The 23,603-nt window shown below is 61.1% G+C and carries 18 protein-coding genes and 4 tRNA genes; 17 read left to right on the forward strand and 5 right to left on the reverse strand.

What is annotated here, in order from left to right:
* The first annotated feature begins 7 nt into the window (after positions 1-7).
* The 5 genes from glp (at position 8) to ACN9M3_RS16575 (ending at position 5,122) form a co-directional block, all read left to right on the forward strand.
* On the forward strand, positions 8-1,204 hold the full coding sequence (glp, locus tag ACN9M3_RS16555; protein ID WP_426172224.1) for a gephyrin-like molybdotransferase Glp: 1,197 nt from the start codon (positions 8-10) through the stop codon (positions 1,202-1,204).
* Between the two features lies 1 nt (position 1,205).
* Complete coding sequence (gene moaD / locus ACN9M3_RS16560) at positions 1,206-1,460, forward strand: molybdopterin converting factor subunit 1 (RefSeq protein ID WP_426161527.1); 255 nt, start codon at positions 1,206-1,208, stop codon at positions 1,458-1,460.
* Between the two features lie 168 nt (positions 1,461-1,628).
* Positions 1,629-2,447 carry a substrate-binding domain-containing protein gene (locus tag ACN9M3_RS16565; protein ID WP_426161528.1) on the forward strand — a complete coding sequence of 273 codons (819 nt, stop codon included), beginning with the start codon at positions 1,629-1,631 and terminating at the stop codon, positions 2,445-2,447.
* A gap of 4 nt (positions 2,448-2,451) precedes the next feature.
* Positions 2,452-3,765, forward strand: a complete 1,314-nt coding sequence (locus ACN9M3_RS16570) for a diguanylate cyclase domain-containing protein (protein ID WP_426317984.1) — start codon at positions 2,452-2,454, stop codon at positions 3,763-3,765.
* Between the two features lie 136 nt (positions 3,766-3,901).
* The gene (locus tag ACN9M3_RS16575) at positions 3,902-5,122 is read left to right on the forward strand and encodes an NAD(P)/FAD-dependent oxidoreductase (protein WP_426317985.1); all 1,221 of its coding nucleotides are present in this window, start codon (positions 3,902-3,904) and stop codon (positions 5,120-5,122) included.
* Here ACN9M3_RS16575 and ACN9M3_RS16580 read toward each other — a convergent pair.
* From ACN9M3_RS16580 to hpnC, 5 genes are all read right to left on the reverse strand, one after another.
* Positions 5,096-5,911: a head GIN domain-containing protein gene (locus ACN9M3_RS16580; protein ID WP_426161531.1), complete on the reverse strand. Its 816-nt coding sequence runs from the start codon at positions 5,909-5,911 to the stop codon at positions 5,096-5,098. The two genes, ACN9M3_RS16575 and ACN9M3_RS16580, sit on opposite strands and share 27 nt — an antisense overlap.
* Positions 5,912-5,922: 11 nt before the next feature.
* Complete coding sequence (locus ACN9M3_RS16585) at positions 5,923-6,705, reverse strand: DUF1700 domain-containing protein (RefSeq protein ID WP_426317986.1); 783 nt, start codon at positions 6,703-6,705, stop codon at positions 5,923-5,925.
* Positions 6,706-6,831: 126 nt separating this feature from the next.
* The gene (gene hpnE, locus ACN9M3_RS16590; RefSeq protein ID WP_426317987.1) at positions 6,832-8,211 is read right to left on the reverse strand and encodes a hydroxysqualene dehydroxylase HpnE; all 1,380 of its coding nucleotides are present in this window, start codon (positions 8,209-8,211) and stop codon (positions 6,832-6,834) included.
* A complete protein-coding gene (gene hpnD / locus ACN9M3_RS16595) occupies positions 8,204-9,037 on the reverse strand; it encodes a presqualene diphosphate synthase HpnD (protein WP_426161534.1) in 834 nt (277 codons plus the stop codon). Before hpnD ends, hpnE begins: the two co-directional genes overlap by 8 nt.
* 38 nt (positions 9,038-9,075) lie before the next feature.
* A complete protein-coding gene (gene hpnC, locus ACN9M3_RS16600) occupies positions 9,076-9,900 on the reverse strand; it encodes a squalene synthase HpnC (RefSeq protein WP_426317988.1) in 825 nt (274 codons plus the stop codon).
* A gap of 167 nt (positions 9,901-10,067) precedes the next feature.
* On the opposite strand from hpnC, the gene ACN9M3_RS16605 reads away from it, so the two are divergent.
* The 12 genes from ACN9M3_RS16605 (at position 10,068) to ACN9M3_RS16660 (ending at position 23,580) form a co-directional block, all read left to right on the forward strand.
* Positions 10,068-11,141, forward strand: a complete 1,074-nt coding sequence (locus ACN9M3_RS16605) for an efflux RND transporter periplasmic adaptor subunit (RefSeq protein WP_426317989.1) — start codon at positions 10,068-10,070, stop codon at positions 11,139-11,141.
* Positions 11,138-14,224 carry an efflux RND transporter permease subunit gene (locus ACN9M3_RS16610; protein ID WP_426317990.1) on the forward strand — a complete coding sequence of 1,029 codons (3,087 nt, stop codon included), beginning with the start codon at positions 11,138-11,140 and terminating at the stop codon, positions 14,222-14,224. Before ACN9M3_RS16605 ends, ACN9M3_RS16610 begins: the two co-directional genes overlap by 4 nt.
* 231 nt (positions 14,225-14,455) lie before the next feature.
* Positions 14,456-14,542, forward strand: a tRNA-Leu gene (locus ACN9M3_RS16615).
* Positions 14,543-14,578: 36 nt separating this feature from the next.
* Positions 14,579-15,916 (forward strand): trigger factor, encoded by a 1,338-nt coding sequence (gene tig / locus ACN9M3_RS16620; protein ID WP_426161538.1) that lies wholly within the window; start codon positions 14,579-14,581, stop codon positions 15,914-15,916.
* 141 nt (positions 15,917-16,057) lie between these two features.
* Entirely contained in the window at positions 16,058-16,675 is a 618-nt protein-coding gene (gene clpP, locus ACN9M3_RS16625; protein ID WP_055927915.1) for an ATP-dependent Clp endopeptidase proteolytic subunit ClpP, read from the forward strand.
* Between the two features lie 134 nt (positions 16,676-16,809).
* Positions 16,810-18,078: an ATP-dependent Clp protease ATP-binding subunit ClpX gene (gene clpX / locus ACN9M3_RS16630; RefSeq protein ID WP_426161539.1), complete on the forward strand. Its 1,269-nt coding sequence runs from the start codon at positions 16,810-16,812 to the stop codon at positions 18,076-18,078.
* Positions 18,079-18,325: 247 nt separating this feature from the next.
* On the forward strand, positions 18,326-20,734 hold the full coding sequence (lon, locus tag ACN9M3_RS16635; protein WP_426161540.1) for an endopeptidase La: 2,409 nt from the start codon (positions 18,326-18,328) through the stop codon (positions 20,732-20,734).
* Positions 20,735-20,946: 212 nt separating this feature from the next.
* A complete protein-coding gene (locus ACN9M3_RS16640) occupies positions 20,947-21,219 on the forward strand; it encodes an HU family DNA-binding protein (RefSeq protein WP_055927923.1) in 273 nt (90 codons plus the stop codon).
* A gap of 41 nt (positions 21,220-21,260) precedes the next feature.
* Positions 21,261-21,336, forward strand: a tRNA-Val gene (locus ACN9M3_RS16645).
* Positions 21,337-21,374: 38 nt separating this feature from the next.
* Positions 21,375-21,451, forward strand: a tRNA-Asp gene (locus ACN9M3_RS16650).
* A gap of 21 nt (positions 21,452-21,472) precedes the next feature.
* Positions 21,473-21,549 (forward strand) — tRNA-Asp (locus tag ACN9M3_RS16655).
* A gap of 126 nt (positions 21,550-21,675) precedes the next feature.
* On the forward strand, positions 21,676-23,580 hold the full coding sequence (locus ACN9M3_RS16660) for a SurA N-terminal domain-containing protein (protein WP_426317991.1): 1,905 nt from the start codon (positions 21,676-21,678) through the stop codon (positions 23,578-23,580).
* The last annotated feature ends 23 nt before the right edge of the window (positions 23,581-23,603 follow it).

Consider the following 23,603-nt stretch of genomic DNA (forward strand, 5'->3'; position numbering starts at 1 on the left):
CATGGCAATGCTCGCCGTACGCGAAGCCCTCGATTTCCTCCTCGCCGCCGCCCGCCCGGTGGCTGGGACCGAGCAGATTCCAACCCTGGAAGCCAACGGCCGCGTGCTCGCGAGCGCCGTGGTGTCCGCCATGAACGTGCCGGGCCACGACAACACGCAGATGGACGGCTATGCGGTGCGCTCCGCCGATTGCGCCAGCGGTGATGCGACGCTGACGGTAACACAGCGTATCCCGGCAGGGCACGTCGGCCAGCCGCTGCTGCCCGGCTGCGCCGCGCGCATTTTTACCGGCGCGCTGATTCCCGAGGGCGCCGATGCTGTGGTCATGCAGGAGCAATGCGAGGCGAAGGACGGCCTGGTGACGATCCGCCACACGCCCAAAGCCGGCGAATGGATCCGCCGTACCGGCGAGGACATCAGCGTTGGCAGCGTGATCCTGGCGGCCGGCACGCGCCTGCGCAGCCAGGAACTCGGCCTTGCCGCCTCGATCGGCATGGCGGAGCTGAACGTGCACCGCAAGCTGCGCGTGGCCGTGTTCTTCACCGGCGACGAGCTGGCGATGCCGGGCGAACCGCTGGCGCCGGGGGCGATCTACAATTCCAACCGCTTCACCCTGCGCGCCCTGCTGGAAAACCTGGGCTGCGAAGTGCGCGATTTCGGCATCGTGCCCGACTCGCTGGAAGCGACGCGCAAGGTCTTGCGCCAGGCAGCCGACGGCAATGACCTGATCATCACCTCCGGTGGCGTGTCGGTCGGCGAAGAGGACCATATCAAGCCGGCTGTCGAAGCCGAGGGCAAGCTGAATATGTGGCAAATCGCCGTCAAGCCCGGTAAGCCGCTGGCATTTGGCGAAGTGGGACAGGCCTTCTTCCTTGGCCTGCCGGGCAATCCGGTATCGAGCTTTGTCACTTTCCTGCTGTTCGTGCGGCCATTCCTGCTGCGCCTGCAGGGCGCAGACGTGCCGGCGCAACCACGCGGCATGCTGGTGCGCGCCGATTTCAGCTGGCCGAAAGCCGACCGGCGCAATGAATTCCTGCGCGCCAAGCTGAACGGGCAAGGCGGCCTGGACCTGTTCCCCAACCAGGGCTCCGCTGTGTTGACCTCGACCGTTTGGGGCGATGGCCTGGTGGACAATCCGCCCGGCAACCCGATCGCGCCAGGCGATGTCGTGCGCTTCATCCCATTCAGTGAACTGATGTATTGATATGCTGATCAACCTTAAATATTTTGCCAGCGTGCGCGAAGCGCTGGGCGGCGGCGAGCAGGTGGTGCTGCCGCCGGGTGCCGAGACGGTCGGCGATGTGCGTGCATGGCTGCTGGCGCGCGGCGAACCGTGGGCAAGCGCCCTGGCCGAGGGCCGCGCCTTGCGCATGGCCTGCAACCAGCGCATGTGCGACGCCGGCACGCGCGTTGCACCGGGCGATGAAGTTGCCTTTTTCCCACCTGTGACAGGCGGTTAAGGCCTATTGCTGTGCCCGCGCAACAGTCGAGTACTGACTGTTGACCAAAAGCATTGTCACGTTATACTTGACCACAGGCGGCCCAAAACCTGCGCCGCGCCTATCACCGCACACATTCCTGTCGCCTCTTCCCTGCGGCTTTTTCCTTTCACTGCAAGGAGAGTCGCAATGGGTTTTGTCTTTGCCGCCCTCGGCCTGAATGGCATCACACGGGGCCACGTTCCCGTCCCGCCGCGCAAGCGTGCGCAAAAGCTCCACATCGCCGGTTCGACCACGATGGGGCCGTTGTTGCAGGAGATCGCCGCCAAGTACCATCTGGCGCACCCTGAGATCGCCGTTGATGTCGAACTGGGCGGGTCGTCGCGTGGCCTGGAAGACGTGCGCTCTGGCCATGCGCATATCGCCATGCTGTCCCGCGCTCTCGCACCGGCGGAACGCGACCTGTACGGCATCCCGATTGCGCGCGACGGCGTTGGCGTCGTGGTGCATGCCAATAACCCGCTGCGGGAGTTGAGCGTGGAAGCACTGCAAGGCATCTTCACCGGCCGCCTGCGGGACTGGCGCGCAGCCGAAGGCAGCCCAGGATCGGTGTACGCGCTGGGCGGGCTGCACGATGGCGCCTCAAGTGCGCTGTTTGCCCGCTTTCTCCGTCAGCCGCTGGAGGCATTCAGCCTGAACGCGGCTGTGGAATCGAATATTGAACGTCTGGCCGTAGTGGCCTCATGCGAGAACGCAATCGCCTACGTCTCGGTCGGTACGGCGGAGCGCGCGATTTCGCAGGGCGTCCCGGTGCGCTTGCTGCCTATTGCCGGCGTGCCAGCCAGTACCGCAACTATCCGCAACGGCAGCTATCCGATCTGCCGCATCCTGACCCTGGCGAGCAGGGATGCGCCAACCGGGGTCGCGAGAAGCTTCTTCTCTTTTTGCCTTTCCGCTCAAGTGAACGGCATCCTGTCGGCATTCGACTTTGTCCCCTACCTGGACTGACGCCATGGAAAACTACATTTTGCTTGGATTGCTCGCTGCATGCGCAGCGGCGGCAACGGTCTGGGGCGTCCTCGCGCGTGAAGACGAGCACCAGCGCGCCAGTGCACAGGCAGACGAACTGCTGCGTGCCAACCAGGCCTTGCGCATGGCCTCGAGCTGCCGTGCGGCGTTGCTGCATGCCAGCAGTGCGGAAGAGATGATGGCGGCCATGTGTCGCGTCATTTCAGCCGAAGGCGCTTACTCGCTGGTCTGGACCGGCCTGTCGATGGCCGGCAGCAGCAAGGATCTGCTGGCCAGTGAGATCCAGGGCACGCCAGCGGGACGCTTTGCGGCGGCTGCTGGTGGATTGCAGCGCGGTTGCGCCTGTGAAGGCATCGCGCTTGATGTGATGGGGGACGGCCAACTCCGGCTGCGCCACGGAACGCCGGCGGAGTACGGTTATCCCAGCGTGCTTGCTTTGCCCTTGGACGGCACCGGTGAAGATGCGTCGCCGACGGGTGTATTGTGCGTGTACTCGATCGATCCCTGCGCCTTCGACGCAGATGAAGTACAGGTTTTGCAGGAACTGGCGGCCGACCTGGCGCTCGGACTCAGGAATATGCACGAAGCACGCAGGCGCCGGGCGGCAGAGCAGGCCTCGGCCAGCCATGCCCACCATGACCCGGCAACAGGCCTGGCCAATCGCGCCATGTTCAATGACCGCCTGCGCCAGGCCCTGGCGGCTGCCGAACGCACCGGCCGCAAAGTGGCGGTACTGGCCCTGACCATGGACCGCTACCGCGGCGTCAAAGCCAGCCTGGGCCCGGAAGCCTGCAGCGCCTTGCTGATGCATGCGGCTTCCGCCATGAAGTCCTGCCTGCGCGAAGGCGATACCGTCGCCCATTTGCTCGGCAACGAATTCGCGGTGATCCTGTCCGACATGGCCAATGATGACGATGTGCTGCCGGTTGCTGGCAAGCTGCTCGAGGCGATCAAGGCTCCTATGCGCTGGAAGGACAACATCGTCAATACCACCGCCAGCATCGGCGTTGCATTGATGGGCGAGGGTGGCGCTGAGCCCTCAGTCATGCTGCGCTCCGCCAACTCGGCCATGGCGCACGCGGTCGGTCACGGCGGCAATCGTTTCCGTTTCGTCGCACAGGAGATGAACGAGCGCGCCTCGCGCATGTTTGCGCTGGAGGCTGAGCTGCGCAGCGCCCTGGTGCACAATGAAATGGTGGTCCATTACCAGCCGCGGGCGGCCTTGAGCGACGGCCGCCTGGCCGCTGCCGAAGCCCTGGTGCCGCCAGCGGAGTTCCTGCCGCTGGCGCGCCGGTGATCCTGAGGCGCGAATGGCTGCGTGACCATTACTGCGACGAGATGCAGGGCTGCTTCGTTGCCCTGCCCATGGCGCCGGAGGACTTTGCCCAACTGCTGGCAGCCGATCGTCCGAGATCGACTACAATGCTGCCCCTATGGAAAGCAATCAATTACAAGGTGTAGCGGTGATCGGCGGCGGGCCGGCGGGCTTGATGGCGGCTGAAGTGTTGGCAGCGGCAGGTGTGCGTGTGGATGTGTATGACGCCATGCCATCGGTCGGCCGCAAGTTCCTGCTGGCCGGCCGCGGCGGCATGAACCTGACCCATTCCGAGCCTTACGAAGCATTCGTGGCCCGCTATGGCAGCCGTGCCGCTGCCTTGCGCCCGATGCTCGATGCTTTCAAGCCCGACGATCTGCGCGCCTGGGTGCACGGTCTGGGCATCGACACTTTTGTCGGCACCTCAGGCCGGGTCTTTCCTACCGAGATGAAGGCAGCGCCCATGTTGCGCGCCTGGTTGCATCGCCTGCGCCAAAGCGGAGTGCATTTCCACCAGCGCCATCGCTGGCTGGGCTGGACGGAGGAAGGTGGCTTGCGTTTTGAGACGCCGGAAGGCGAGCGCAATGTGCAACATCGTGTGGTATTGCTCGCACTGGGTGGGGCAAGCTGGGCGCGCCTCGGTTCGGATGGCGCCTGGCAGCCCCTGTTGGCCGGGCGCGGCGTCGAAGTTGCGCCGCTGGTGCCGGCCAATTGTGGCTTCGATGCCCGCTGGAGCGCGCATTTCTCGCAGAAGTATGCGGGGCAGCCCCTGACCACCGTGGCCATTGGCGGCCGGAAGGGCCAGATGGTTGTCACCGCGACCGGCGTGGAAGGCAGCCTGGTGTATGCGCTGTCCTCTGGGATCCGCGACCGTATCGCAGCGCATGGCAGTGCGACCATCGAGCTGGACTTGTTGCCGGACTGGCCGCTGGAGCGCTTGCAACAGGAACTGTCGCACCCGCGCGGTTCGCGCTCGATGTCGAGCTTCCTGCAAAGCCGCCTCCACATCAAAGGCGTCAAGACCGGCCTGTTGCACGAAGTTCTGGACAAGGACGCCTTCCATGACCCGATGCGCGTGGCAGCAAGCTTGAAGGCCTTGACAATCACGCTGTATGCGCCGCGCCCGATTGACGAGGCGATCAGCAGTGCTGGTGGCGTGCGATTCGAAGCGCTGGAAGGAACGATGTTGAAGGCAATGCCGGGCGTGTTCGTAGCCGGAGAAATGCTGGACTGGGAAGCGCCGACCGGCGGCTACCTGCTCACGGCCTGTTTCGCCAGCGGCCTGGCCGCCGGCAAGGACATGTTGCGCTACTTAATGCACCCAGCTCACGCCGCCTGAGCCGCTGCGGCTGACGTTGCGTTCGGAAGGGTTGCCAAACACGCGGATATTGCCGGTCCCCTTGACGGTGAGATCGGCCGACTGGCGGGCGAAGACATTGGTGGTGCCGGAGCCCAGCAGGGCCACCACCACTTTGTCCGTCGCCAGGTGCTGGGCGTCCAGGTCGCCGGAACCGGTCACTTCGGCCGTCAACTCCTTGCAGCTGCCGCTGGAAGTAATGGCGCCGGAACCGACCATTTCCAGGGCGACTTTCTCGCCGTGGCCGGTGTTCAGGTTCAGGTCGCCGCTGCCGTGCACGCCGGCTTCCACATTCTTGTAGCGGCCATTGAAGGTCAGGTTGCCCGAGCCTTGCAACTGGATGCTCAGGTGCTCGCCGCTGAAGCCATTGACGTTGCTGTCGCCGCTGCCATTGACCACCAGCTCGTTCAGGGACGGCAGTACCAGCTCGACCTCAATCGGGCGGCGTGGATGCAGCAGCAAGCCCTTGGAACCGATGCGGAGCGTTGCGCCATCCTGTTCGGTGCCGATATTGCCCAGCAGGCGCTGTTCGCCGCGCACCTTCAGGGATGGCACATCGCCCTGTTTCAGGCGCAGGTCGATGGGTCCGACCAGTTCGACATTGGAAATCGTTGCGCTGATTTCGCGCACTTCGGTGCGGGCGGCGCGGCCGGCCACGCTGGTGGGATTGGCGGCGCCCTGGGCGCGCAGCATGCTGTAAGTGACGGCCGTCAGCAGCACCGCCAGCAATGCCATGCCAAAGCCAATCTTGAGCAGGGAACGGATGTTCATTGCGTTTCCTTTCATTGGCCGCGCAGCAGCGCAACGTTCATCTGGATGTAGCGTTTCAAGCCGATCAGCGAGTAGCGCGTGATCACGATGCTTGCCAGGCTCAATGCGATACCGAGCAATACCAGGCCGATGCCGACCGCGGTTTGCGTGGCGCGCGATTCGTTATCGAGGTCGGAGGTGATGCGTACGCCGCCTTCAGCCATGGCTTCCGCGCCTTCCAGCCACTGTTCGGACTTGCTGTCCGCTTCATCCCATTCCTTGCGCAGCCCCGCCGAAGGTTCCTGTAACACTTCGACACCCTGGTCGCTGATCGAAATCCTGGTCTGCATGCGGGCATCAACCTGGTCGCCATCATCGAAGACGACGAGGTGGCGCAATGGGCCGGTGAGGACCAGTTCATTGGCTCCCGCCAGGCCGGTTGCAGTGATGGCGATCCCGCTGATGTAAAAGGCAAAGGCGCTGGCGTAAATCGACACCAGCAAGGCAGAAAAGACCGCGGCCGGGACCACCATGAAGAGGTTGAAGATGCCGAGGCCAATGAGGGAAAACACCATGCGGGCGAGGTTGGCCGGGTTGCGCTTTTGCTCGAATGCGCTGCGGTGGGCGTTGGCGCGCAGGGTCATCGCGATCTTGCGCGGTTCGTCCAGCTCGGCGGCGATTTCCTCTTCAGTCTTGCCGGCGGCCAGGCTGTCGATAAAACGCTGTTCGTAGTAAGCCATCGTCTTGGCCGCCACGTCGGGCGGCAAGCCGGCGAGGGCTTTCTTCAGTGCGTCGAGGTACTCATTCTTGCGCATTGGAAACTCAAGCCTCCTGTTGTTCCATGATTGCACTGTATCGCTGGCACTGGAGGGGCTCGAGCTGTTTACGACAGGATGCAGAAATGGGGGAGCAGGCGAGCAAAACGCCGGACAGGCGGGACATCAAGGTTTCGCCTTCGCGAGCAGGTGCGCCGCCTGGACGCCGCTGCGGACGGCCATCTCGAGGGTGGCGGGGTATTCCCCGGCCGTGTAATCGCCGGCCAGGACCAGCCCTTTTGCCGGCGTTTCGTTGGCTGGGCGCTTGAGGGCAGGCGTGCAGGCGTAGGTGGCGCGCTTTTCCGTGATGACCCTGGACCAGGCCGGATTGCCAAGCTCGGGCCGCGCCAGGTCGGCAGCCAGTTGTGCGGCGATCGCCGCTGCCAGCTCCTCCTGCGGCAGGCTTGCGGCGTCACTTGAGGCGCTGATCACGACGGCGAACAGGCCGGCATGCTTGGCATCGAGCTGGCCGCGATCGAAGACGAACTGGCCCCAGCGCTGGGTTGCCGGATCGTCGATCAGGGCGTAAAACGGGATTGCCAGCCGCGTGTCCGGGGCATATTGCAGGTAGCAGGTCGTGATCGGTTCGGGCTCGAATGCCGCAAGCTGGCTTGCCAGTTCGGCGAATTCCGAAGGATTTGCGGCTTCGCTGGCCCCGGCGCGGTGTGCGCTGGCGAGCAGTGCGGCGGTCGCAGTGGGGGAGGTGGCGAGTACGACGCCATCAAACTTGCCGGTCCAGTCGCCGCCAACAGCCGCGCCGCTTGCCTCGACGGTCCAGCCTCCGGCTTCGGAGCCGATGGAAGTGACCTTTGCGCCGAGATGGACGGTGTTGCCCTTGCCTTGCAGCCAGGCGGCGGCGGCATCGGGGAAGAGGGCGGACAGGTCGGCACGGGGAACCAGCATGTCCGATGCTGCCCGTCGTGCGCCGAGGCTGTCGCGCAGCACGGCAAGGAACACCTGCGCGGAAGCACGTTCCGGCGGCGTATTCAGGGCGGCGAGGCACAACGGCCGCCACATCAACGCCACCAGCCTTGGCGTCTGGTCGAAGCGTTCCAGCAACTCGGCCACGCTGCAATCATTGTTCAAGCGCCAATCCATCCAGCGCGCAGTCGTGGTAAAGCGGGCCAGGGCCATCTTGTCCTCGCGCGCCAGGCCTTTCGCCCGCAACAGGGCAATGCCGACATGCAGGGGCGCAGGCAAACGCGGCGCCAGGAAATCCATGCCGTCGCCACCGGGCGGATAGCGCATCTGCAAGGGCAGCGTGAGTACGGCGGAACGCAAATCCACGCCAACCGCACGCATGATGCGAAGCGATTCCGAATAAGCCCCCAGCATGATGTGCTGGCCATTATCCAGTTCACGCCCGTCGAAAGATACGCGGCGCGCCCGGCCGCCCAGCGAGCGGGCAGCCTCGAAAACGGTCACCTGGTGGCCGGCCCGGGCGAGTTCTACGGCGGCGGCGAATCCCGCCCAGCCGCCGCCGGCAACGGCGAAGTGCTTAGCCACGAACCCAGGTCTTCCACGCCAGCCACAGCTTGCGGATAGGCGTAAGGGAAATGCGCTGCTTGAGGACGTGGTAGCCATCCTCCTCGATTTCATTTAACAGGGTGCGGTAAATGGCCGCCATGATCAGGCCCGGGCGCTGGGCGCGGCGGTCTTCCTTCGGCAACAGCGCAAACGCCTCGTCATAAGCCTTCTGGGCACGCGCCACCTGGAATTGCATCAGCTTCGAGAAGTTCTCGGTCTCGCGGGCATTCAACAGGTCCGCGGCAGTTACGTTGAACTGCTGCAGTTCGTTGACAGGCAGGTAAATGCGGCCTTTGCGCGCATCTTCGCCCACGTCACGGATGATATTGGTGAGCTGGAAGGCATGGCCCAGCTTTTCGGCATATTGCAGCGTCTCCGGCCTCGTCACGCCAAAAATCGACGCCGACAGGATGCCGACCACGCTCGCCACATGCCAGCAGTACTTCGTCAGGCCGGCGTAATCGAGATAGCGGGTCTGGTTCAGGTCCATCTCCATGCCGTCGATGATGGCCTGCATATGTTCCTGCTTCAGGTCATACGTCGCAATATGCGGCTGCAAAGCCTGCGTCACCGGGTGGGTCTGCTTGCCCTGATACATCTGGGCGATCTCATTGCGCCACCAGGCCAGCTTGATGCGCGCCAGCGATTCATCGCTGCACTCGTCGACGGTGTCGTCGACTTCGCGGCAAAAGGCGTACAGCGCAGTGATAGCGCGGCGGCGCTCCGGCGGCAGGAACAGGAAGCTGTAGTAGAAACTGGAACCGCTGGCGGCGGCCTTCTGCTGGCAGTATTCGTCGGGGGACATGTTCTTATGGCTTTGGTAATGCTGACAAAGGCGCTATTTTATAGTGAAGACGGCTTCATCCGAAGCGCGCGCCAGAAAACCTTGAACCAGTCGCGCTTTTCAAGCTTGGGCCGACGCAGAAAAACGTCGTAATCGACTTCCTCGATTGCCTCCAGAATACGCAGGCCGCCCTGGACCACCATGCGCAACTCCAGTCCAATGCGGCCTTTCAGGCGGCAAGCCAGCGGCGCGCCCGAAAGCATCAGGGCGCGGGCGCGGTCGACTTCGAATTTCATCATGGCGCGCCACTTCGCCCTGTTGTCGGGGCGTGCCAGGTGGGCTGGCGACAGCGCGTAACGCGCCAGGTCTTCCATCGGAATGTAAATACGCTCCTTATGTTCATCGATGGCGACATCTTGCAGGAAGTTGATGATCTGGAGCGCCGAGCAGATGGCGTCCGACTGGCGGATATTCTCCTCATCGGCCGCGCCGTACAGGTGCAGCATCAGCAGGCCGACCGGATTGGCCGAGCGGGCGCAGTAATCGAGCAGGGAGGCGTAGTCCTGGTAGCGGTGCACCACAATGTCCTGCTTGAAGGCGGAAAGCAGGTCGTAGAAAGGGCGCATGGGCAGCTTGTGCTGCGCGATCACGGCTGCCAGCCGTTCGAACATCGGTTCATGGCCGCCTTCGGCGCGCTCGATGCGGCCCAGGGCTTCCTCGTAAGCGGTCAGGCCCGCCAGGCGCTGTTCCGGCGTGGCGTCGCCCTCGTCGGCGATATCGTCGGCGCTGCGGGCGAAGGCGTAAATCGTCTCCACCGCCGGGCGTAAACGGCGCGGCACGAGGATGGAAGCGACAGGGAAATTCTCGTAATGGTCAACGGACATAGAGGTGCTGTTCTAAATTAATGACGCGAAAGTCATTTGCAAGTTCGGTTGACCCGGCTATAATTTTTTTCTTACTAAACGGAAAGTCATTTAGTTCCAAACGGGAAATAATAATGGCAAACATATACACCCGGCAATTGCCAGAGACACCAAAAAGGAATTCCATCGTGTTCGCAGCGAAAAAACTACCCCTGGTTGCAGCCTGCGCCTTGCTGCTTGCAGCCTGCTCGAAAGAAGCCCCCAAGACCGAAGACATCCGGCCCGTGCGCGCCATGGTGCTGCAAAGCTCGGATATCGATGTGAATGCCGAATTCTCCGGTGAAGTCCGTTCGCGCGTCGAATCGCGTCTCGGGTTCCGGGTTGGAGGCAAGATTATCTCCCGTAAAGTGGATGTGGGCAGCGTCGTCAAGCGCGGCCAGGTGCTGATGGATCTCGACCCGCAGGACCTGAAGCTGTCGCAGGCCCAGTCGATGGCGGCTCTGCGCGCTGCTGAAACCACGCGCGACCTGGCCAGTGCAGAATTGAAGCGCTACCAGGAGCTGCGCGAAAAGAATTTCGTCAGCCAGGCCATCCTCGATGCCAAGCTGTCCGCCTACAAGTCGGCGCAGGCCCAGGTGGACTCGGCGCAAGCGGCATATCGCGGCATGTCCAACCAGGCCGGCTACGCGAGCCTTGAATCGGACATCGACGGCGTTGTCACCGCCGTGGATGCGGAAGTAGGGCAAGTCGTATCGCCGGGGACGCCGGTAGTTCGCGTTGCCAAGACCGACGAAAAGGAAATCGTGTTTGGCGTGCCGGAAGACAAGGTCGATACGCTGCGCAATATCTCGGACGTGCATGTGCGCCTGTGGGCCAGCCCGGATAAATCGGTGCCGGGCAAGATCCGCGAGATTTCGCCGGTGGCAGACCCGTTCACCCGTACCTACGCCTTCCGCGTCTCGATCCCTGCCAGCCTGGCCGAGGCCAAGCTGGGCATGACCGCCTTGGTGGCTTTCGCCTCGCGCACGCCGCAACCGCAGATCAAGGTGCCGCTGACGGCGCTGTTCCATGAAAAGGCGGCGACCTCCGTCTGGGTGGTCGAGAACGGCGTGGTGCGCCTGGTGCCCGTCACGGTGAGCGGGGTATCGGGCAATGACCTGGTGCTGGGCAGCGGCGTCAAGCCCGGCCAGACCGTGGTCACCGCCGGCGTCAACCTGCTGAAGCCTGGCCAGAAAGTGACCATCCTCGGAGCCGCCAAATGAAGGGCTTCAACCTTTCGCGCTGGGCGCTGGAGCACATCCCGCTCACGCGCTACCTGATTGCGGTGCTGCTCCTGGGCGGCATGCTCGCCTACAAGAACCTGGGGCAGGATGAAGATCCGCCGTTCACCTTCCGTTCCATGGTGGTGCAGGCCTTCTGGCCGGGCGCTACCTCGCTGCAGATGGCCGAGCAGGTTACCGACAAGCTGGAAAAGAAGCTGCAGGAAACGCCGTTTGTCCACGAGATCACAAGCTATTCAAAGCCGGGCCAGACACTGATCATTCTTAGCTTGCGCGAGTCGACGCCGCCGAAAGAGGTGGCGCAGGCCTGGTATCAGGTACGCAAGAAGATCGGCGACATCCGGTCGACGCTGCCGTCGGGCGTGCAAGGACCCGTATTCAACGATGAATTCGGTGATACCTATGGCTCGATATTCGCGCTGTCCGGCGATGGCTTTACCTATGCGGAGCTGAAAGACTACGCGGACCTGGTGCGCCAGCAGCTTCTCGGCGTGAAAAAGGTATCGAAGGTTGAGCTGTTTGGCGTGCAGGATGAGAAGATCAACATCGAATTCTCGCACAAGAAATTTGCCCAGTTGGGACTGACCATCGAACAGATTGCCAACCAGATTACGACCCAGAACGTAGTGGAGGCGACCGGCGTCGTGGTGACGCCAACCGACAACCTGCAAGTGCGCGTTTCGGGTGCGCTGCGCACGGTCAAGGACCTGGAAGAACTCGAGCTGCGCGCCAACAACACGACCTTCCGTCTTGGCGACTTCGCGACCATCAAGCGCGAATACCTTGATCCGCCGCGCGACAAGATGCGCTTCAACGGCAAAGAAGTCATCGGCCTGGGCGTGTCGATGGAGAAGGGCGGCAACATCATCCAGATGGGCAAGGACCTGGAAAAGACCGTCAATGCCATGAAGACCAAGCTGCCGGTCGGCATTGAGCTGGAGCGCGTGTCAGACCAGCCGGCCGCTGTCACGGCGTCGGTGGGCGAGTTCCTGCACACGCTGGTCGAGGCGGTGCTGATCGTGCTGGCGGTAAGCTTCGTCTCGCTCGGCCTGCACACCAAGCCCAAGCTGCGCCTCGACGCGCGGCCTGGCCTCGTGGTGGCGCTGACAATCCCGCTGGTGCTGGCGGTGACCTTCCTGTTCATGCGCATCCTGGACATTGACCTGCACAAGATCTCTCTGGGCGCGCTCATCATCGCGCTTGGCCTGCTGGTCGACGATGCCATCATTGCGGTTGAAATGATGGTGCGGAAGATGGAAGAGGGCCATTCGAGGCTGGAAGCGGCGACCTTCGCCTACACCTCCACGGCCATGCCGATGCTGACGGGCACCCTGATCACCGTCGCCGGCTTCCTGCCGATCGGGCTCGCCGCATCGGCGGCGGGCGAATACACCTTCTCGCTGTTCTCCGTCAACGCGATTGCGCTGGTGACTTCGTGGATCGTGGCCGTCGTGTTCACGCCTTATATCGGCTACATCCTGCTGAAAGTGAAGCCGCACTCGGAAGGCGGCGGACACCACGAACTGTTTGATACGCCGGGCTACCGCAAGTTCCGCGCCGTCGTGAACTGGTGCGTGGAGTACCGTAAGACCACGATTGTGGCGACGCTGGTCGTGTTCTTCCTTGGCGTGTACGGCTTCAAGTTCATCGAGAAGCAGTTCTTCCCTGACTCCAGCCGCCCTGAACTGATGGTGGAAATGTGGTCGCCGGAAGGCACTGCATTCGCGCAGACTGAGCGCCAGGCGAAGAAATTCGAGGAATTCATCCGCAAGGAGCCAGGCGTGGCAAGCGTGACGACCTACGTCGGCACTGGCAGCCCGCGCTTCTACCTGCCGCTGAACCAGATCTTCCCGCAGACGAACGTCTCGCAAACCGTGGTGCTGGCGAAGGACCTGCATTCACGAGAGGAATTGCGCAAGAAGATCAGCCATGTCTTCAAGACCGACTTCCCGGAAGTTCGCGGCCGCGTGCAGTTGCTGCCGAATGGTCCGCCGGTGCCGTACCCGGTGCAGTTCCGCATTACTGGCACCGAGGTTGATGGCGTGCGTTCCATTGCCGACCAGGTGAAGGACATCATGCGTGCCAATCCCAATGCAGTGGGCGTCAACGACAACTGGAATGAGTCGATCAAGGTGCTGCGCCTCGACCTGGACCAGGACAAGATGCGCGCGCTGGGTGTGACTTCGCAAACAGTGATGCGTGCCGCGAACACGATCCTTTCCGGCACGCCCATTGGCCAGTTCCGCGAAGGTATTCGCCTGATCGACATCCAGGTGCGCCAGCCGCTGGACGAACGCAGTACCATTGCGGTCCTGAATGACACCTACATCCCGACCAATAGCGGGCGTTCGGTGCCGATCTCGCAGCTGGCGCGCGTGCATTTCGTGTGGGAGCCGGGCGTGGTGTGGCGCGAGGGCAGGGAATGGGCGATCACCGTTCAGTCGGACGTGGTGGAGGGTGTGCAGGGGCCAACCGTGTCGGGCCAGATCAATCCGAAGCTGGACGCACTGCGCGCCAAGCTGCCGCCGGGTTATGAGATCAAGGTCAAAGGCGCCGCCTCGGACAGCAGCGCGGCGGAGGAGTCGATTGCCGCCAACCTGCCGCTGGCCGTGTTCATCATCTTTACCTTGCTGATGCTGCAGTTGCACAGCTTCTCGCGTGCGCTGCTGGTGTTCCTGACCGGGCCGCTCGGCGTGGCGGGTGCGGCGATGGCGCTGCTGGTGATGGGAAGGCCGCTGGGCTTCGTGGCGAACCTGGGCATTATCGCGCTGTTCGGCATGATTATCCGTAACTCGGTGATCCTGGTGGACCAGATCGAGCAGGACATCAAGGCTGGTGTGCCGGCCTGGGATGCGATTGTGGAATCGGCTGTGCGGCGTTGCCGTCCGATTATCCTGACGGCGGCAGCGGCGGCGCTGGCCATGATTCCCTTGTCGCGGTCCGTGTTCTGGGGGCCAATGGCGGTGGCGATCATGGGTGGGTTGATTCTGGCGACTGCGTTGACGTTGCTGTTCTTGCCGGCTTTGTATGCTGCGTGGTTCCGCGTGCCCAGGCCAAACCGGTAAACCGGTGTCAGACCCATGGGGTCTGACACCCGACCTGCGGCTGCCGCGAATCGGTGTCTGACCCTGTGGGTCAGACACCTGGGTTGCCGGTTTTGCCCAAATGTTGCGCAATACGCAAAAAAGCACTACCGCACTCCAGAAACACCGTATAGAATGCCGGGTTGAAGTTGAAAGCCCCGGGCGACCCCGTTTTCACTGTAAGGTCGCCCTTTGCTTTTGTGCAAATATGCCGCGAGGATGGCGAAATTGGTAGACGCACCAGGTTTAGGTCCTGACGCCAGCAATGGTGTGGGGGTTCGAGTCCCCCTCCTCGCACCATAAGTACACTTAAATTTTTATTGGACGATTTTTACAATGGCCACTGCAGTTGAAACCCTGGGCAAACTCGAACGCCGCATGACGATTTCCTTCCCACTGTCGGACGTGCGTTCCGAAGTGGAAAAGCGCCTGAAAGTGCAGGCTCGCTCCGCACGTGCTCCTGGCTTCCGTCCAGGTAAAGTGCCAATGAAGATGGTTGCCGCACAATACGGCTACCAGATCGAAACCGAAGTGCTGAACGACAAAGTCGGCCGCGCTTTCAACGACGCAGCCAACGAAAACCAGCTGCGCGTTGCCGGTTTCCCACGCATCGAGCCAAAACAAGACGCACCAGAGGGCCAACTGTCCTTCGACGCAACCTTCGAAGTGTATCCGGAAGTTGAAGTCGGCGACCTGACCAAGGTTGAGATCGAAACCGTCAAGTCCAACGTGACCGACGTAGAAATCGACAAGACCATCGACATCCTGCGCAAACAGCGCGTGCACTTCCACGTGAAGGGCGAGAAGGGCGAACACGGCGACGGCGGCGAAGCGATCGCTGCTAACGGCGACCGCGTGACGGTCGACTTCGTCGGCTCCATCGACGGCGTTGAGTTCCCAGGCGGTAAAGCTGAAGGCTACCCGTTCGTCCTGGGCGAAGGCCGCATGCTGCCGGAATTCGAAGCCGCTACCGTCGGCCTGAAGGTCGGTGAATCCAAGACCTTCCCGCTGTCGTTCCCAGAGGACTACCATGGCAAGGACGTGGCTGGCAAGACCGCCGAGTTCACCATCACCCTGAAGAACCTGGAATGGGCGCACCTGCCGGAAGTCGATGCCGAGTTCGCCAAGTCCCTGGGCGTGGCTGACGGCGACCTGGCCAAAATGCGCGAAGACATCAAGGTGAACCTGGAGCGCGAAGTTGCAGGCCGCGTCAAGGCTCGCAACAAAGAAGCCGTGATGGACACCCTGGTGAAGACCGCGACCCTGGAAGTGCCGCAGTCGCTGATCGCGCAAGACACCGAGCGCCTGGCTGAAATGACCCGCCAGGACATGGCCCAGCGCGGCATGAACGTAAAAGATGTACCATTCCCTCCAGAGCTGTTCAAGGACAAGGCTGAGCGTCGCGTGCGCCTGGGCCTGATCCTGTCCAAGCTGGTGGGCGACCAGAACCTGCAGGCTACCCCTGACCAGGTGAAGGCACAGATCGAAGACTTCGCACAAAGCTATGAAGATCCACGCGAAGTGCTGAAGTACTACTACTCCGATCGCCGCCGCCTGGCTGAAGTCGAAGCTCTTGTATTGGAAGAAAACGTCGTTACTTACGTCCTGGGCCTGTGCAAGAACGTCTCGAAAGAAATTCCTTTCGACGAACTCATGGGAAGCGTACAAGCTTAATAGCTTGGTTAACCGCCAAACCGGTAACCCGGGGTCAGACCCACAGGGTCAGACCCCAGCAACGCGGCAGTCGCCGACCGGGGTCTGACCCTTGGGTCTGACCCCGTTTTTATTGGTTTGGCAGCAAAACAAGGAATTGGAATGAATCGTAATCCCGCACTCGATACGGAAATGCTCGGCCTGGTGCCGATGGTGATCGAACAAAGCGGCCGCGGTGAGCGCTCGTACGATATCTACTCGCGCCTGCTGAAGGAACGCGTGATCTTCATGGTCGGTCCGGTCAACGACCAGATGGCCAACCTGATTGTTGCCCAGCTGCTGTTCCTGGAAAGCGAAAATCCGGACAAGGACATCTCGCTGTACATCAATTCCCCAGGTGGTTCCGTTTCCGCGGGCCTGGCGATCTTCGACACCATGCAGTTCATCAAGCCTGACGTGTCGACCCTGTGCACCGGCATGGCCGCCTCGATGGGCGCCTTCCTGCTGGCCGCAGGCGCCAAGGGCAAGCGTTTCTCGCTGCCGAACAGCCGCATCATGATCCACCAGCCGTCCGGTGGCTCGCAAGGCATGGCGTCGGACATCGAGATCCAGGCCAAAGAGATCCTCTACCTGCGCCATCGCCTGAACAGCATCATGGCTGAGCGCACCGGTCAGTCGATCGAGCAAATCGCCAAGGATACCGACCGCGACCGCTTCATGTCCTCGGACGAAGCAGCGGAATATGGCCTGATCGACAAAGTCTTGACCAGTCGCGCATAAGCGTCCTTGCAAGTCGACGCCCGGACGCTACAACGTTCGGGCGTTTTGCTTTTATTTCGGGTAGCATGTGGTTGTGCGCAGGATTTCTTGCTTGTGCGCACGGTAAACTTGCACCAAAACTAAAGATTAGTCCCATGTCAGAGAAAAAATCCTCCAGCGGTGAAAAACTCCTTTACTGCTCGTTCTGCGGCAAAAGCCAGCACGAGGTGAAGAAGCTGATTGCCGGCCCGTCCGTCTTCATCTGCGATGAATGCATTGACCTGTGCAATGACATCATCCGCGACGAGACGTCCAGCATCGAATCTGTCACGGGCGCGAAATCGGACCTGCCAACCCCGCAGGAAATCACCGATCTGCTGAACCAGTACGTGATCGGCCAGTCGACTGCCAAGCGCATCCTGTCCGTGGCCGTGTACAACCATTACAAGCGCCTGAAGCACCTGGGCAAGAAGGACGACGTCGAGCTGGCCAAGTCCAACATCCTGCTGGTGGGCCCGACCGGCTCCGGCAAGACCCTGCTGGCCCAGACCCTGGCGCGCATGCTCAATGTGCCGTTCGTGATCGCCGACGCCACCACCCTGACCGAAGCCGGTTATGTGGGCGAAGACGTGGAAAACATCATCCAGAAGCTGCTGCAGAGCTGCAACTACGATGTGGAAAAAGCACAGCGCGGCATCGTCTACATTGACGAAATCGACAAGATTTCCCGCAAGTCCGACAACCCATCGATCACCCGCGACGTATCGGGCGAGGGTGTGCAGCAGGCGCTGCTGAAGTTGATCGAAGGCACCATGGCTTCCGTGCCTCCGCAGGGCGGCCGCAAGCATCCCAACCAGGACTTCGTGCAGATCGACACCACCAACATCATGTTCATCTGCGGCGGCGCCTTTGATGGCCTGGCCAAGATCATTTCCAACCGTTCCGAAAAGTCCGGTATCGGCTTTGCCGCGGAAGTGAAGAGCAAGGAACAGCGCTCGAACAGCGACCTGATGATGGACGCGGAGCCGGAAGACCTGATCAAGTTCGGCCTGATCCCTGAGCTGGTGGGCCGCCTGCCGGTCGTGGCAACCCTGGCCGAGCTGACTGAAGAGGCCCTGATCGAGATCCTGGTCGAGCCGAAGAACGCGCTGGTCAAGCAGTACTCCAAGCTGTTGGAAATGGAAGGCGCGGAACTGGAAATCCGTCCTGCCGCCTTGCACGCCATCGCCCGCAAGGCGCTGGCCCGCAAGACCGGCGCCCGCGGCCTGCGTTCGATCCTGGAACACGCCCTGCTGGACATTATGTTCGACCTGCCAAACCAAACGAACGTCACCAAAGTCGTAATTGATGAAAATACGATCACCAGTGGCGCAAAACCCCTCCTGATTTATCAGGAAACCCCAAAAGCAGCAGGGGAAAACTAAATAGGGTTTTGAATCCCTGAGGCAAGGCGTTACAATCGGTCTCAATAACCATAACGCCGGCTTCAGTCGAAAAGCCACTCGCGATCACCTGTCGCGCGTGGCTTTTTTTGTTCCAAAAATGGCTTTATTGCGGCGTTTAGTTAGAGTAAAACTGCATTTTCTCAAAGCAAATATAATTGCAGCATAGGGCTTGTGAATTGGCCGCTGGGGCCTATATCAGAACCAAGCTTTTAAAATAAGGTACGCCATGACAACTACCAAATTAACTGAGCAAACTCAACTGCCTCTGTTGCCACTGCGTGATGTCGTTGTCTTCCCGCACATGGTAATTCCGTTGTTCGTTGGCCGACCAAAGTCCATCAAGGCGCTCGAAGCTGCCATGGAGCAGGGCAAGAGCATCATGCTGGCAGCACAGAAAGCCGCTGCCAAGGACGAACCTTCGCCATCGGATATCTATGAAATCGGCTGCGTGGCCAACATCCTGCAGATGTTGAAGCTGCCTGACGGCACCGTGAAGGTGCTGGTCGAGGGCGCCCAGCGTGCACGCATCAAGAAGATCACCGATAGCCCAACCCATTTCATTGCCGACCTGATGCCGCTCGAATCCGAGCAGGGCGATGAGTCGGAGATCGAGGCCATGCGCCGTGCGATCGTCCAGCAGTTCGACCAGTACGTCAAACTGAACAAGAAAATCCCGCCTGAGATCCTGGCTTCGCTGTCGGGCATCGACGACGCCGGCCGCCTGGCCGACACCGTGGCTGCGCACCTGCCGCTCAAGCTTGAGCAGAAGCAGGTGATCCTGGAAATCATCGAAGTCTCGAAGCGCCTGGAGCACCTGCTCGGCCAGCTGGAAGGCGAGCTCGATATCCTGCAGGTGGAAAAGCGCATCCGTGGCCGCGTCAAGCGCCAGATGGAGAAGTCGCAGCGCGAGTACTACCTGAACGAACAGGTCAAAGCCATCCAGAAGGAGCTGGGCGAGGGCGAAGAGGGCGCCGATATCGACGAACTCGAGAAGAAAGTCGCCGCCGCCAAGATGCCGAAGGAAGCGCTGGAAAAGGCGCAGGCCGAGCTGAAGAAGCTGAAGCTGATGTCGCCGATGTCGGCTGAAGCGACCGTGGTGCGCAACTATATCGACACCCTGGTGTCGCTGCCATGGAAGAAGAAGTCCAAGGTCAACAACGACCTGGCCAACGCTGAGAAAGTGCTCGATCACGACCACTACGGCCTGGAAAAAATCAAGGAACGCATCGTCGAGTACCTGGCAGTCCAGCAGCGCGTGGACAAGCTGAAGGCGCCGATCCTGTGCTTCGTCGGTCCTCCAGGCGTGGGCAAAACCTCGCTGGGCCAGTCGATCGCCAAGGCCACCAACCGCAAATACGTGCGCATGGCGCTGGGCGGCGTGCGCGACGAAGCCGAGATCCGCGGCCACCGCCGTACCTACATCGGTTCCATGCCGGGCAAGGTGCTGCAGTCGCTGGCGAAAGTCGGCGTGCGCAATCCGCTGTTCCTGCTGGACGAGATCGACAAGATGGGTGCGGATTTCCGCGGCGATCCATCGTCGGCTTTGTTGGAGGTGCTGGATCCTGAACAGAACCACACTTTCTCGGACCACTACATCGAAGTCGACTTCGACCTGTCCGACGTGATGTTCGTGGCGACTTCGAACTCGTACAATATTCCGCCGGCCTTGCTGGATCGCATGGAGGTGATCCGCCTGTCCGGCTACACGGAAGACGAGAAGACCAACATCTCCTTGCGCTACCTGTTGCCGAAGCAGGTGAAGAACAACGGCCTGAAAGACGAAGAAATCTCCGTCAGCGAAGCAGCGGTGCGCGACATCATCCGCTACTACACCCGTGAAGCGGGCGTGCGTTCGCTGGAGCGTGAAATCTCCAAGATCTGCCGCAAGGTCGTGAAGATGCTGCTGCTGAAGAAGTCGGACAAGAAGGTCAGCGTCACGCCGAAAAACCTGGACAAGTTCCTGGGCGTGCGCCGTTACGACTTCGGTGTCGCCGAGAAAACCAACCAGGTGGGGCAGGTGGTCGGCCTGGCCTGGACCGAAGTGGGCGGCGACCTGCTGACCATCGAATCGGTTGGCATGCCTGGCAAGGGCAATGTGATCCGCACCGGTACTTTGGGCGACGTGATGAAAGAGTCGATCGAGGCAGCCCGCACCGTGGTGCGCAGCCGCGCTTCGCGCCTCGGCATCAAGAATGAAGTGTTCGAGAAGCAGGACATCCACATCCACGTGCCGGAAGGCGCGACGCCGAAGGATGGTCCATCGGCAGGTATTGCAATGACCACGGCGATGGTGTCGACCTTTACCGGCATTCCGGTCCGTGCGGACGTGGCGATGACCGGCGAGATCACGCTGCGCGGCGAAGTGCTGCCGATCGGCGGATTGAAAGAAAAACTGTTGGCAGCGCATCGCGGCGGCATCAAGACCGTGCTGATTCCTGAGCAGAACGTGAAGGACCTGGCCGAGATTCCGGACAATGTGAAGAACAAGCTGGAAATCGTCCCTGTGCGCTGGATCGACAAGGTGCTGGAAGTCGCGCTGGAACGCCAGCCGGAGCCGATCGTGGAAGCGGCCGCGCCGGTTGAAGTACCGGCAGTCGCAGCGACCGCCGACGGAAGTGAAGTAGTTAAACATTAAACCGGAGGGCAAGTGTCTGACCCAATGGGTCAGACACTGGTTTGCCGGTTTTGCCGGTAAAAAAGGGCGCCAGAAATGGCGCCCTTTTCATTTCTACCCTTGACACAGTGCAACCCCCGCCTGTCTAATACGGCCCTGAGATTTTTATACGCATCAAAAACGCGGCATAAAAAACGGTATAAACGATATAAACCTTTGTGACGGGGACTGTAATGAACAAGACCGAACTGATCGACCACATCGCGACTTCCGCTGACATCTCCAAGGCCGCTGCTGCACGCGCCCTGGATGCTGTGATCGATGGCGTAACCACCACCCTGGCCAAGAACGACAGCGTCACCCTGGTTGGCTTTGGCACCTTCTCCGTGAGCGAGCGCGCAGCCCGTACCGGCCGCAATCCGCGCACCAAGGAAGAGATCAAGATCGACGCAGCAAAAGTTCCTAAATTTAAAGCTGGTAAAGCGTTGAAAGACGCTGTACAATAATGGCCTTCGGTAAGCAGTGATGCTTACCGGGCAGTTTAAGCGGGCGTTTAGCTCAGTTGGTAGAGCGGATCCCTTACAAGGATTAGGTCGGGAGTTCGACCCTCTCAACGCCCACCAAGGCTTAAACAAGACGTAGTACCTGTGTTGTGAATGCTGGAGCGGTAGTTCAGTTGGTTAGAATACCGGCCTGTCACGCCGGGGGTCGCGGGTTCGAGCCCCGTCCGCTCCGCCAGCAAACGCACACACACTACCTGGAGCGGTAGTTCAGTTGGTTAGAATACCGGCCTGTCACGCCGGGGGTCGCGGGTTCGAGCCCCGTCCGCTCCGCCAGAATCCCGAGAAAGCCCCACCAGTCCAAAAGACGGTGGGGCTTTTTTACATATTGCACCATCAGCAACTGCCCTGTAAAATCGCGCGAGCAGTTTTAAAGCCTCCACTCTAGGAACCCACGCTGACATGTTTGATTTCGTACGTACGCATCAAAAGCTGATGCAGATTATCCTGGCGCTCCTGATCGTGCCGTCGTTTGTGCTGGTCGGCGTGAGCGGCGTCAAGCTGTTCGGCGAAGACGCGAACACCATCGCTAAAGTCGCGGGCTATCCGCTGACCCAGCAGGAATGGGAAAATGCCCAGCGCCGCCAACTGGACCAGATGCGCCAGCAAATGGGCAAGAATTTTGACCAGAAGGCCTTTGACACTCCTGAGTTCAAGCAGAACGTCCTGGACCAGCTGATCGCCCAGCGTGCCGTGAACGCGGAAATCCGCAGCGCCCATCTGACCACCAGCGAGCAGAAAGTCCAGGAAGCGATCAGTACGCAGCTGCCAATGCTGTTCAAGGCCGATGGCACATTCGACAAGGAGCAGTACCTGCAGATCCTGGCTGCTCAAGGCATGAACGCCGGCATGCACCAGGAGCAGGTTCGTCACGACCTGGCGCTGCAACAGGTGGCCAATGGCGTGGAATTGAGCGGCTTTGTGCCACGCACTGTCTCCAAGGCGATTTCCGATTTCGGCTCGCAAGAGCGTGAAGTGCAGGAGATGGCCCTGCCAGTCTCGCAATTCCTGCCGAACGTGAAGGTTACCGACGACATGGTGAAGGCCTTCTACGATAAGAACGCCAAGCTGTTCGAGATTCCTGAGTCGGCCAAGATCGAGTACGTCGTGCTGAACACCGATGCCGTGGCTGCACAAGCTACCGTAAGCGACCAGGAAGTGGCCAGCTACTACGAATCGAACAAGAAGCGCTTCACGAGCGAAGAAGCGCGCCGCGCGTCGCACATCCTGATCAAGGGCGAAGGCGACAAGGCAGCCGCGAAAGCCAAGGCCGAAGCAGTGCTGGCCGAAGTGCGCAAGAATCCAGGCGATTTCGCCAAGATCGCCAAGGCCAAGTCGGATGACCCGGGCTCCGCAGCCCAGGGCGGCGACCTGGACGTGCTGGTGAAGGGTTCTTTCGTCAAGCCGGTCGAAGATGCAATCCTGAAGCTGAAGCAAGGCGAAATCAGCGACTTGGTCGAATCCGATTTTGGCTATCACATCATCACCGTTACGGAGCTGAAGCCGGCACACCTGAAGCCGCTGGATGAAGTGAAGGGCGACATCGCTGCGGAAATCAAGAAGCAGAAAGCCGCCAAGCTGTACTCGGAGATGTCCGAGCAGTTCACCGATACCGTGTTTTCGGATTTCGAAAGCCTGAAGCCGGTTGCCGACAAGCTGAAGCTGAAGATCGAAACCGTGGAAGGCGTTCGCCGCCAGCCTAACCCGATCCTGGGCGCGGCTCCTTTCAACAACGCCAAGTTCCTGGCCGCTCTGTTCTCCGACGACTCGCTGAAGAACAAGCGCAATACCGAAGCGGTTGAAGTCGCACCGCAAACCCTGGTTTCCGGCCGCATCGTCGAATTCAAGCCTGCTGCCAAGAAGCCGCTGGCTGAAGTCGAAGCTGCCATCAAACAGCAGGTCGCGCTGGAAGAGGCTGTGAAAGCTGCGAAGAAGGCTGGCGAAGAAAAGCTGGCAGCAGCCAGGAAGTCCGGTGACGCTGCTGGTTTCGGCGAGGCGAAGACGATCTCCCGCGCCAAGGCAGACGGCATCAACCCGGCTGCCGTGGCAGCGGTGATGAAGGCCGATGCCGCCAAGCTGCCAGCCTACGTTGGCGTGGAAATCCCTGGCCAGGGCTACGGCGTGTACCGCATCAACAAGGTCGGCCAGCCGGCTGAGCAGGATGCTGCCCGCCGCGAACAGGAAGGCCAGCGCATCAACCAGATCGTCGCGCAACAAGAGATGACAGGCTACATCGACGCGCTGAAGCAGAAGGCCAAGGTCAAGATCCTGCACCCGGTCCCAACGATCAAGAAGCAAGCCGAATAAGCAGTTGAACGCTCTATGAGGGC

This window comes from Pseudoduganella sp. R-43 (assembly GCF_049913255.1).
Lineage (GTDB): Bacteria > Pseudomonadota > Gammaproteobacteria > Burkholderiales > Burkholderiaceae_D > Rugamonas.

What these genes read in the sequence shown, in the direction of transcription:
- ACN9M3_RS16585 (WP_426317986.1), bottom strand. Translation starts at nt 6,705, where the DNA reads ATGCGCAAGAATGAGTACCTCGACGCACTGAAGAAAGCCCTCGCCGGC.
- clpP (WP_055927915.1), top strand. Translation starts at nt 16,058, where the DNA reads ATGAATCGTAATCCCGCACTCGATACGGAAATGCTCGGCCTGGTGCCG.
- moaD (WP_426161527.1), top strand. Translation starts at nt 1,206, where the DNA reads ATGCTGATCAACCTTAAATATTTTGCCAGCGTGCGCGAAGCGCTGGGC.
- ACN9M3_RS16570 (WP_426317984.1), top strand. Translation starts at nt 2,452, where the DNA reads ATGGAAAACTACATTTTGCTTGGATTGCTCGCTGCATGCGCAGCGGCG.
- ACN9M3_RS16580 (WP_426161531.1), bottom strand. Translation starts at nt 5,911, where the DNA reads ATGAACATCCGTTCCCTGCTCAAGATTGGCTTTGGCATGGCATTGCTG.
- hpnC (WP_426317988.1), bottom strand. Translation starts at nt 9,900, where the DNA reads ATGTCCGTTGACCATTACGAGAATTTCCCTGTCGCTTCCATCCTCGTG.
- lon (WP_426161540.1), top strand. Translation starts at nt 18,326, where the DNA reads ATGACAACTACCAAATTAACTGAGCAAACTCAACTGCCTCTGTTGCCA.
- tig (WP_426161538.1), top strand. Translation starts at nt 14,579, where the DNA reads ATGGCCACTGCAGTTGAAACCCTGGGCAAACTCGAACGCCGCATGACG.
- clpX (WP_426161539.1), top strand. Translation starts at nt 16,810, where the DNA reads ATGTCAGAGAAAAAATCCTCCAGCGGTGAAAAACTCCTTTACTGCTCG.
- glp (WP_426172224.1), top strand. Translation starts at nt 8, where the DNA reads ATGCTCGCCGTACGCGAAGCCCTCGATTTCCTCCTCGCCGCCGCCCGC.
- ACN9M3_RS16610 (WP_426317990.1), top strand. Translation starts at nt 11,138, where the DNA reads ATGAAGGGCTTCAACCTTTCGCGCTGGGCGCTGGAGCACATCCCGCTC.
- ACN9M3_RS16640 (WP_055927923.1), top strand. Translation starts at nt 20,947, where the DNA reads ATGAACAAGACCGAACTGATCGACCACATCGCGACTTCCGCTGACATC.
- ACN9M3_RS16575 (WP_426317985.1), top strand. Translation starts at nt 3,902, where the DNA reads ATGGAAAGCAATCAATTACAAGGTGTAGCGGTGATCGGCGGCGGGCCG.
- ACN9M3_RS16565 (WP_426161528.1), top strand. Translation starts at nt 1,629, where the DNA reads ATGGGTTTTGTCTTTGCCGCCCTCGGCCTGAATGGCATCACACGGGGC.
- hpnD (WP_426161534.1), bottom strand. Translation starts at nt 9,037, where the DNA reads ATGTCCCCCGACGAATACTGCCAGCAGAAGGCCGCCGCCAGCGGTTCC.
- ACN9M3_RS16660 (WP_426317991.1), top strand. Translation starts at nt 21,676, where the DNA reads ATGTTTGATTTCGTACGTACGCATCAAAAGCTGATGCAGATTATCCTG.